The following is a 10,062-nucleotide window of genomic DNA, read 5'->3' on the forward strand; positions in this document are numbered from 1 at the left end:
TCGATACCTGATGCCGTCGAGGTTCTGGTCATGATCATGCCGATCGGCTGAGCGTCTGTAGACGTCAGTGTGCGTGCCAGCAGCAGTTCAACCCACGAAAACATGAACAGGAAGAAAAGCACCACGCCAATGCCAGAACTGATCATGGGAATGAAGATCTTGATGAAGAACTTGGGAAAGCTGTAGCCGTCGATATAGGCGGTTTCGTCGATTTCCTTAGGCACGCTGCTCATAAAGCCTTCCAGAATCCAGATGGCCAGCGGAATATTGAATAGGCAGTGAGCTAGCGCTACGGCGATGTGCGTATCGAATAAGCCGACCGAGTAATAAAGCTGGAAGTAGGGCAGCAAAAATACTGCGGGTGGCGCCATCAAGTTGGTTAATAGCCAGAAGAACAGGTGCTTATCACCGATGAACTTGTAACGGCTGAAGGCATAGGCGGCCGGAAGTGCCACTAACATGGTGATGATCATATTCATCACCACATACATGATGGAGTTAACGTACCCCATGTACCAGCTTGGGTTAGTGAAGATGCCGATGTAGTTGTCAAAGGTCAGATTCTGTGGCCACAGCGTCATCGACCCGAGGATCTCGCTGTTAGTCTGCAGCGACATATTGAGCAGCCAATAAAGCGGCAGTATCAGCAGCACGATATAGGTGCCAAGCAGAAGCCGCTTTCTCAGCCGAGAGCGTGAGTGGCGCTTGCGTCGCTCAGCTGCTGGCACCTTACTGAAAATAGTGTTGTATTTTTCACCCTGCTGGGTGTTTTCAAGTTGGTAAGACATCTTACACGCCTCCCTGTGAATTCTTGTCTTTCTGCAGATGCATGATGGTGGTATAGAACACCCAGCTGACTAGCAGAATGACGAGGAAGTAGATGATCGAGAAGGCGGCAGAAGGCCCCAGATCTTGCTGGCCGATAGCCATGGTGGCAAGCGATTGGGTTAGGAATGTAGTTGAACTACCAGGTCCTCCGCCGGTTAACACAAAGGGCTCGGCGTAGATCATGAAGGAGTGCATGAAGCGCAGCAGTACGGCGATAACCAGAACGTTGGTTAGCTTCGGAAGCTGAATATAGCGAAACACTGCCCACTTAGAAGCACGGTCAATCCTTGCCGCTTGATAGTAAGCTTCAGGAATAGAGCGCAGCCCGCTATAGCAGAGCATTGCGACAAGCGGTGTCCAGTGCCAAACATCCATTAAAATAATGGTCGCCCAGGCGTCACCGGCATTACGGGTAATATTGTAATTAATACCCAGCTCGCGCAGCCCCCAGCCCATTAACCCAATATCGCCACGGGTAAAGATCTGCCAGATACTGCCAACGACGTTCCAAGGAATTAGCAGGGGCAGGGTAATCAGAATTAGTACGGCGGACGCCTGCCAGCCCTGTTTTGGCATAATCAGCGCTATTCCTATTCCCAGTGGGATCTGGATAGCCAGAATAATCAATGAAAACAGTATCTGCCGACCAAATGCAGCTTGCAGCTCCGAGTCGTTGAGCATAGTGCGAAACCACTCGGTGCCGGTAAAGAAGCTAGCGTTGGGGCCTAGCACGTCCTGTACCGAGTAGTTGACCACTGTCATCAAGGGGATAATGGCGGAAAACGCCACGAGCACTAACATTGGTAGAACTAATAGCCAAGCGCGGTTGTTATAGACTTTATTATTCATGAGGTAACCTCCACCCGGTATTCGTCCACAAACAGCCCTAACTGATCGTGGTCGAAGGTGAGATAAATATCGTCTCCGAATTCAGGATGACCTTCCGGCAAGCGTGCCTTGAATGCCTGGCCGCCCAACTCAAAGGTAACAATTGAATAGGTGCCTAGATCTTGCACCTGCCGTTTACGAGCGGGCAGGGCACCTTCACGTTTGCTGGCATGCACGGTTACAAACTCGGGGCGAATGCCGATTTTTATATTCGAACTTTTGGTATTGGCAATGGCGTCAACAAACGCCTGGGGTATGGGGAGCGGTATATCAGCAAAGATGACTTCCCCCGCATGGTGGCGTACATCCAGAATGTTCATGCCGGGACTGCCAATGAAATAGCCAACAAAGGTATGCGCGGGGGTTTCAAATAGCTCTTGAGGAGTGCCGAACTGAACCACCTGACCTTCATACATCACGGCGATTTTGTCGGCAAAAGTTGCCGCTTCCAACTGGTCATGGGTGACGTAAATCATGGTGATATTGAAACGCTGGTGAATCTCCTTCAGCTTGCGGCGTAATTTCCACTTGAGCTGTGGGTCGATAACCGTTAACGGCTCGTCAAACAGAATTGCCGAGACATCATCGCGCACTAAGCCGCGTCCCATTGAAACCTTCTGCTTCTCATCGGCGGTTAGCCCTTTGGCTTTACGCTTTAGCAGGGGGGTTAACTCCAGAATCTCGGCGACTTCCTCTACCTTTGGCGTGATGCGATGGCCTGGAATGTTGATGTTACGCAATGGAAAGGCGAGGTTATCAAACACCGTCATGGTGTCGTAGATCACCGGGAACTGAAAAACCTGAGCAATATTACGTTCCTCAGGCGGCAGCTCGTTAACTCGCTGGCCATCAAACAGCACATCCCCTTCAGAAGGTTCGAGCAGCCCGGAAATAATGTTCAGCAGGGTAGATTTGCCACACCCCGATGGCCCCAGCAGGGCATAAGCGCCGCCTTGGTGCCAGATATGTTCCATCTGGCGAATCGCGTAATCTTCAGGTGATGTCGGGTTAGCGCTATAAGTATGCGCGAGAGCCTTTAGTATGATCTCAGCCATGCTGATTCACTCCCCGTGTTTCCGGCGTATGAACAATAGAGCCCTGCTGATCGAAGACAAACAGCTTGTGGGTAGGGAAGTAGATCTTTATGCGCTGATTGACTTTAGGGGTATGAATACCAAGCAAATGGAGTACTAAAGAAAATAAGCTGTGCCGCACGTGGAGGAAGGTTTCCGAACCGCTGATTTCAGCCACTTCAACTTCAACTTCAAGCTCTAGATCATCTGCTGCATTCGGCTGTAGGCTGACGTGAGAGGCACGGACTCCAAATCGGTATGCTCCCGCGGGTAGGTTGCGTAGCGCCACATCGCAGGGGAAATGGATATCCTGGTCGAAGGTGATTTCATTGGCAGTAAGATGCCCCGGCACAATATTGATCGGCGGTTCTGAAAACATCTCAGCGCTTAGGATGCCGTTAGGCTCGCGATAAATTTGCTCGGTTGGGCCATATTGCAGCAGCTTGCCTTCATGCAATACGGCAGTGTTGCCGCCTAACGCTAGCGCTTCGTTGGGCTCGGTGGTGGCATAAACGGCAATGCAGTTTCGCGCCTTGAATAGCCCGCGAAGTTCATCGCGCAACGCTTCACGCAGTTTGTAGTCAAGATTGACCAGCGGTTCATCAAACAGGATCAGGTCCGCATCCTTAACCAAAGCGCGGCCCATGGCGGTACGCTGCTGTTGCCCACCAGAAAGCTCAAGCGGCAAGCGGTCCAGTAAGTGGTCAATCCCCAGCATGGCGGCAGTTTCGCGCACACGCTTGTCGATTTCCTGCTTGGATGCCTTAGCCAGTTTAAGTGGTGATGCTATATTGTCGTAAACGTTAAGGCTTGGGTAATTGATGAATTGCTGATACACCATGGAGACATTGCGCTTGCGGACGGATACGCCCGTGACATCCTTGCCATCCATGTAGATTCGCCCCCGGGTAGGTTGCTCCAAACCCGCCATTAATCGCATGAGCGTTGTTTTACCTGCCAGGGTTCGCCCTAGCAGCACATTGAAAGAACCCGGCTCCAGCTCGAGGTTCACCCCACTGATATGGGATTCACCACCGACGATGTGGTCGATATTTTGCAGATGTAAGGACATGCCGATCTCGCTAACGTCATTGTTATAGATAAATGTTATTGGTAGAGGTCTTGCGTTGATCGCTATTGATGAAAGTGAAGCAATACACGCTTATTCGAGATGTTAGCCTTGGCTGTTTGCACGTTATTGTCAGCCAACCATCAAGCGGACTTCCATTCACTTTATTTTCAATAACGAAAGGCTAGTTGATCATTTGCGAACTTGCAACGACTTTTGTAGCGGTTTGTATTCGCTTTTAGGCGTATATCGTCGCTTCTCTGGCGGTGGAGAGTACTGCATAACGGTTGCTTTGGTGAGAAATTGGCATAAAAACGAGGCGTTTAGAGAAGGAAAGCAGTCGCTGAGTGAGATAAGCGAATGTTCGTTTGTTTCGTTTTTGAAAATATACGTAAAAAAACCGGCCTGGAGAGGCCGGTTAGGATCGCTAGTTAAAGCGAGAAAGGACTACTTAACGCTGGTTTCTGCTTGCTGCGGCGTAGCCACAGGCGCTGCATTGTGATTAATCAACGTCGATTTATCATTAGCAAACGCGTCATAGGCGAAATCATCAACCGTCAGCATCTCGAGTACTTCCGCCTCGAAAGTGCGCATAAACTGTGCGTCGTCTTCTTTGATAATCCCTTTGTCCAGTGCGGCTTCAATGCGTGCTTCAGGGTGTAGTGCCGTTTGTGGCAGCTCACCTTTGGCATAGGCTTTGTTCACCGTGCGGTAGAGGGTTTCGGCACGGTCATAATCCACCAGCAGCGCATTGTAGCGCGCAAGCGGGTTAGACTCTGCGCCATCATCTTTATCCCATGTATTGGAAAGTAGCTTGCTGCGCAGGGCGCTATGTGTGGATACGCGCTGTGCGATATCGCGAGCCAAGTCGTCATGCGGTTTATTCCAACGGCGGCCGGTCGGCATTATGATAACTTTCAATGCCTTGCCTAACGCGCGGTTCGGTAGGTTATCGAAAATTTCAACGAACGCCTGTTCGGCACGGTTTAGCAAGAACCGCAGGCTATAGTGTAGCAGCGCTTCTTCACCCTCGACTTGGTCACCGGTGTGCCACTGTTTCAGTACCATGGAAGCTAGATACAGATTAGACAGAACATCACCCAAGCGTGCTGAGAGCATTTCGCGCTTCTTGAGTTCAGAGCCAAGGCTGGCCATGGCGGCGTCGGCACATAGGCCAAAGCCTGCTGAAATGCGTGCAATATCCTGGGCGTAGGTAGCCGCAGGGCCACTAAAAGGTACATTTGCTTTGCCCAAGCCAAACCCAAGCGTAAAGGCACGGGCAGCATTGCCGAAAATTAGCCCTGCGTGGCCAAAGAAGGCTTTGTCGAAGGCTTTAACGTCGTTGGCATCTTTAGCGGCTAGCTCGTCGAGTACATAGGGATGGCAGCGAATCGCACCTTGACCAAAGATCATCAGGTTGCGGGTCATAATGTTGGCGCCTTCCACGGTGATGGCCACCGGGTTAGCACTGTAGCCAATGCCTAGGTAGTTGCGTGGACCAAGGGTAACGGCTTTACCGCCGTGAACATCCATTGCGTCACTAAGCAGCACGCGCTGGAACTCGGTCAATTGGCTCTTCAAGATGGCTGAAGGAACAGCGGGTTTTTCGCCATGGTCGATCAGGTTGGCGGTCTGGTAAACCGTAGCAGCAGAGATGTAAGCCAGCGAGGCCATGCGTGCTAACGGCTCCTGTACGCCTTCCATTTCAGCGACGGGTACGTTGAACTGACGACGTACGCGGGTAAAACCACCGCTCCAGCCTAGCGCGTAGCGGGCGGTGCCGGTGGCACCAGAAGGTAAGGTAATGCAGCGACCAATCGAGAGGCACTCGACCAGCATGCGCCAGCCTTGGCCGATCATGTCTGGGCCACCAATAATGGTATCCAGCGGCACAAACACGTCGTTACCTTTAATCGGGCCGTTCATAAACGGGCTGCCGATAGGGTGGTGACGGCGACCGATGTCCATGCCCTGAGTATCCCGGGGAACGAGTGCAAGGGTAATACCGCGGTCTTCTTCGTCACCGAGCAATTTTTCTGGATCGAAAAGACGGAAGGCCAAGCCTACCACGGTGGCGATGGGAGCCAGGGTAATCCAGCGTTTTTCGAAGTTGAGGCGTAAGCCAAGCACTTCTTCGCCATTGATAACTTGCTTGCAGACAACGCCTGTATCCGGTAACGACGTGGCATCAGAGCCAGCACGCGGGCCGGTTAGGCCGAAGCAGGGGATTTCGCGGCCATCAGCAAGACGTGGCAAGTAGTGATCTTTCTGTTGTTGAGTGCCGTATTTAAGCAGCAGTTCGCCTGGGCCAAGTGAGTTCGGTACGCCAACGGTGACCATCAGCGTCTCATTAGCGGAGAGCTTCTGCAGCACCATGGACTGTGCCTTAGCTGAGAATCCGAGGCCGCCGTACTCCTTCGGAATAATCATGCCGAAGAAGCCTTCTTTCTTTAGATAATCCCACAGTTGTTGGGGGAGGTCAGCGCGTTCTTGGGCGATATCCCAGGCGTTACACATGCCAGCTGCTTTCGAACACTGATTATCCAAAAACGCTTGTTCTGCCTCGCTCAGGCCGTCGTCTTTATAGTTAAGTAACGACTCCCATTGAGGTTTGCCAGAGAAGAGCTCGCCATCCCAGGAGACGCTGCCCGCTTCTAATGCCGTGCGCTCCGTATCGGACACTTTCGGCGCTACCTTTTTGAAGGTGGCGAAAATGCGCGGCGTCAGCCACTTGCTGCGTAATACGGGTAGACCAGCAATTGCAACGGCGGCGGCCGCAATCAATAGCAGCGTGCCAATAACGCTTGCGCCAAGCACTAAGCCTACTAAGCCCAGAACGCCAAGCAGGGCGAGTGCTGGCGTAGCGCCTGCTTCGCGGCGCATCACCACGAGCAAGCCTGCAACGGCAAGCACAATGAGTAGTAAGGTGAGCATGGATGTTTCTCCGTGGGTGGTTAATTGTGGACGTATTTAAACGTATGTTTGAATATTGTCAGAGTCACCTATATCAGTGCAAGCATTTCACTCTTATACATTCGCTATAGTCTCTTTACTGTAGCGTAAATAGGCCATAAAAAAACGCCATGGCGAGTGGCCATGGCGTTTAGCGTGTTGCATGCAGGTGTGAGTGAGTTACGAAGCCTGTTTAGCGGGTGCGCCGTGAGCGACGTAATAATCCACGTTGGCGCGTGGCAAAGGTTCACGTCCACGGATGCGGTCAGCAATTTTCTCCGCCAGCATAATAGTAGGCGCGTTTAGGTTGCCGGTAGGGATCACCGGGAACAGCGAAGCATCGACGACGCGCAGGCCTTCGAGCCCATGTACGCGGCCTTGGCTATCGGTCACTGCCATCTCACCTTCGCCCATGCGGCAACTGCCACACGGGTGATAAGCCGTTTCAGCGTGTTGCTTGACGAAGTTATCGAGTTCTTCATCACTTTGTACGCTAGGGCCAGGGGAAATTTCACGGCCGCGGTACTTATCAAACGCTGGTTGCGCGATGATGTCGCGGGTTAAGCGAATCGCATCGCGGAACTCTTGCCAATCTTTCTCTTTGGCCATGTAGTTAAACAAGATGCTGGGTGCCGCGTGTGGGTCTTTCGAGGTTAAGCGAATTCGTCCACGGCTTTCCGAGCGCATCGAGCCAACGTGGGCCTGGAAGCCATGTGCCTGAACGGCGCTTTTACCGTTGTAACTGATCGCGATGGGCAGGAAGTGGTACTGCAGGTTTGGCCACTCTTCCTCATCATTGCTACGAATAAATCCGCAGGATTCAAACTGGTTGCTGGCGCCAACGCCAGTACCTTTAAATAACCACTCGGCACCAATTTTTGGCTGGTTGTACCATTTCAGCGCCGGATACAGCGAAATAGGCTCTTTGCATTCGTACTGAATGTACATCTCAAGGTGGTCCTGGAGATTTTCGCCTACGCCGGGTAGCTCATGGACGACTGAAATGCCTAATTCCCGAAGCCATTCGGGGTTGCCTACGCCAGAGCGCTGAAGAATCTGTGGTGAGGCAATGGCACCGCCACAAAGCAGCACTTCCCGGCGAGCGTGGGCCTTGTGTGGCTGACCTTTCTGTTCGTAACGCACGCCAACGGCACGTTTGCCATCAAATTCAATCACATCAGTGACTGCGTGGGTTTCAATGGTCAGGTTACTGCGCTGCTTGGCAGTGTCCAGGTAGCCGCGTGCAGTCGACGCACGGCGCCCCTTGGACGTGACGAAACGGTCCATCGGGCCAAAGCCCTCTTGCTGGTAGCCGTTAACATCCTCGGTTTCTGGATAGCCCGCTTGTTTCCCTGCTTCGATAAATGTGCGGTAAAGCGGATTATTGCCAGCTTTCGGCGTGGTCACGCTAACCGGGCCGTCGCCGCCGTGGTACTCATTAGGGCCAATATCGCGGGTTTCGCACTTTTTGAAATAGGGCAGGCAGCTGAGGTAATCCCACTCTTCCAAGCCGGGTTGCTTGGCCCAGTTATCGTAATCCAGGGCGTTGCCGCGGATATAGCACATGCCATTGATCAGTGAAGAGCCGCCCAGGCCTTTGCCTCGGCCACACTCCATACGGCGGCCATCCATATACGGTTCGGGATCGGTTTCAAATGCCCAGTTGTAGCGTTTGCCTTGTAGCGGGTAGGCCAGTGCGGCGGGCATTTGGGTGCGAAAATCGAAACGGTAATCGGGGCCGCCTGCTTCAAGCAGCAAAACGCTGACGTCACTGTCTTCGGTGAGGCGGGTGGCTAGTACATTGCCGGCCGAGCCTGCACCGATAATGATGTAATCAAATTCGCGTGATTGAGACATGCTTTTACCTTGGAGGAGCCGAATGATGGGTAATGAGCCGGTAGGCATAAAAGAGATACTTCTCTTCGATATACCTACTGGGAGCGTCCATTACTTCGCTTAGAACACCGACTCAAACGGCCCCATCTCGATCTGTACGGACTTGGTCTGGGTGTAGTGATTGAGCGTCTCGACGCCGTTCTCGCGGCCAATGCCCGACTCTTTGTAACCACCTACCGGCATCTCAGAAGGTGACTCGCCCCAGGTGTTGATCCAGCAAATGCCAGCTTCCAACTGGTGAATAACTCGGTGAGCACGGTTTAAGCTTTCGCTGAACACACCCGCCGCCAGACCGTATTTGGTGTCATTAGCGCGACGAATCACGTCGTCTTCGTCTTCAAAGGCGAGTACGGACATTACTGGGCCAAAAATCTCTTCTCTTACGATGCGCATATCGTCAGTGCAATCGGTGAAGATGGTGGGGGCTGCCCAGGCACCCTTCGCCCAATCACCGCTATTCCACGCATCGCCACCTGCCAATACTCGCGCGCCTTGCTCTTTGCCCAAGGCAATATAGGAAAGTACTTTTTGCTGATGTTCAAAGCTTACTAGCGGGCCGAAGTTAACGCTGGGGTCCATCGGGTCGCCCGCTTTGATACGCTGGACGCGTTCAACCAGCTTCGCCTCAAAGGCGTCTTTGACGCTGCGCTCCACGAACACGCGAGTGCCGTTAGTGCAAATCTGGCCGCTGGAGTAGAAGTTGGCCATCATGGCGGCATCGGCAGCACGATCTAAATCAGCATCGGCAAACACGATCAGCGGTGATTTACCGCCTAGTTCCATGGTGACGTCTTTCAGCGTAGAGCCACCCGCAGCGGCCATCACTTTTTTGCCCGTACCGACTTCGCCAGTAAACGATACCTTGGCGATACCTGGGTGCTCAGTCAGCATCGCGCCAACGCGGCCATCGCCTTGAACGACATTGAAAACACCGTTAGGCAGGCCTGCCTCGGTGAAAATTTCAGCCAGCTTGGTAGCGGTTAGCGGTGTTACTTCACTGGGTTTGAAGACAATGGCGTTGCCCGCGGCCAACGCCGGTGCGGCTTTCCAGCAGGCGATTTGAATGGGGTAGTTCCAGGCGCCAATGGCACCAATGACGCCGAGTGGCTCGCGACGGGTATACACAAAGGAGCTATCACGCAGCGGAATCTGGCTGCCTTCGATAGCGGGGGCAAGGCCTGCGTAGTACTCCAGGGCATCGGCACCCGTCACAATATCGACACTGGCGGTTTCACTAATAGGCTTGCCGGTATTGTGAGTTTCCAACTCGGCAAGCTCATCGTTGCGTTCTCTTAACAGTGCAACAGCGCGCAGCAGAACACGTGAGCGCTCCATGCCCGTCATCGAAGCCCATTG

Annotated in this window: 7 protein-coding genes; all 7 read right to left on the reverse strand. The window is 52.9% G+C overall.

The features are described 5' to 3' along the window. Positions 1–788 (reverse strand): carbohydrate ABC transporter permease (locus INT22_RS05030; RefSeq protein WP_226912421.1); only part of this gene is annotated, 788 nt, incomplete at its 3' end. A gap of 1 nt (position 789) precedes the next feature. Next, positions 790–1,677, reverse strand: a complete 888-nt coding sequence (locus INT22_RS05035; RefSeq protein ID WP_089038536.1) for a carbohydrate ABC transporter permease — start codon at positions 1,675–1,677, stop codon at positions 790–792. Beyond that, positions 1,674–2,771 carry an ABC transporter ATP-binding protein gene (locus INT22_RS05040; protein ID WP_193059619.1) on the reverse strand — a complete coding sequence of 366 codons (1,098 nt, stop codon included), beginning with the start codon at positions 2,769–2,771 and terminating at the stop codon, positions 1,674–1,676. The genes INT22_RS05035 and INT22_RS05040 overlap by 4 nt, the downstream gene beginning before the upstream one ends. Next, positions 2,764–3,861, reverse strand: a complete 1,098-nt coding sequence (locus INT22_RS05045; RefSeq protein WP_193059618.1) for an ABC transporter ATP-binding protein — start codon at positions 3,859–3,861, stop codon at positions 2,764–2,766. The genes INT22_RS05040 and INT22_RS05045 overlap by 8 nt, the downstream gene beginning before the upstream one ends. 444 nt (positions 3,862–4,305) lie before the next feature. Next, entirely contained in the window at positions 4,306–6,792 is a 2,487-nt protein-coding gene (locus INT22_RS05050) for an acyl-CoA dehydrogenase (RefSeq protein WP_193067810.1), read from the reverse strand. Positions 6,793–6,990: 198 nt separating this feature from the next. Further along, the gene (betA, locus tag INT22_RS05055; RefSeq protein ID WP_193059616.1) at positions 6,991–8,667 is read right to left on the reverse strand and encodes a choline dehydrogenase; all 1,677 of its coding nucleotides are present in this window, start codon (positions 8,665–8,667) and stop codon (positions 6,991–6,993) included. Positions 8,668–8,766: 99 nt separating this feature from the next. Further along, positions 8,767–10,062 (reverse strand): betaine-aldehyde dehydrogenase (gene betB, locus INT22_RS05060; protein WP_193067811.1); only part of this gene is annotated, 1,296 nt, incomplete at its 5' end.

It is taken from the genome of Halomonas sp. 3D7M (genome assembly GCF_014897885.1).
Lineage (GTDB): Bacteria > Pseudomonadota > Gammaproteobacteria > Pseudomonadales > Halomonadaceae > Vreelandella.

What these genes read in the sequence shown, in the direction of transcription:
- INT22_RS05035 (WP_089038536.1), bottom strand. Translation starts at nt 1,677, where the DNA reads ATGAATAATAAAGTCTATAACAACCGCGCTTGGCTATTAGTTCTACCA.
- INT22_RS05040 (WP_193059619.1), bottom strand. Translation starts at nt 2,771, where the DNA reads ATGGCTGAGATCATACTAAAGGCTCTCGCGCATACTTATAGCGCTAAC.
- INT22_RS05045 (WP_193059618.1), bottom strand. Translation starts at nt 3,861, where the DNA reads ATGTCCTTACATCTGCAAAATATCGACCACATCGTCGGTGGTGAATCC.
- INT22_RS05050 (WP_193067810.1), bottom strand. Translation starts at nt 6,792, where the DNA reads ATGCTCACCTTACTACTCATTGTGCTTGCCGTTGCAGGCTTGCTCGTG.
- betA (WP_193059616.1), bottom strand. Translation starts at nt 8,667, where the DNA reads ATGTCTCAATCACGCGAATTTGATTACATCATTATCGGTGCAGGCTCG.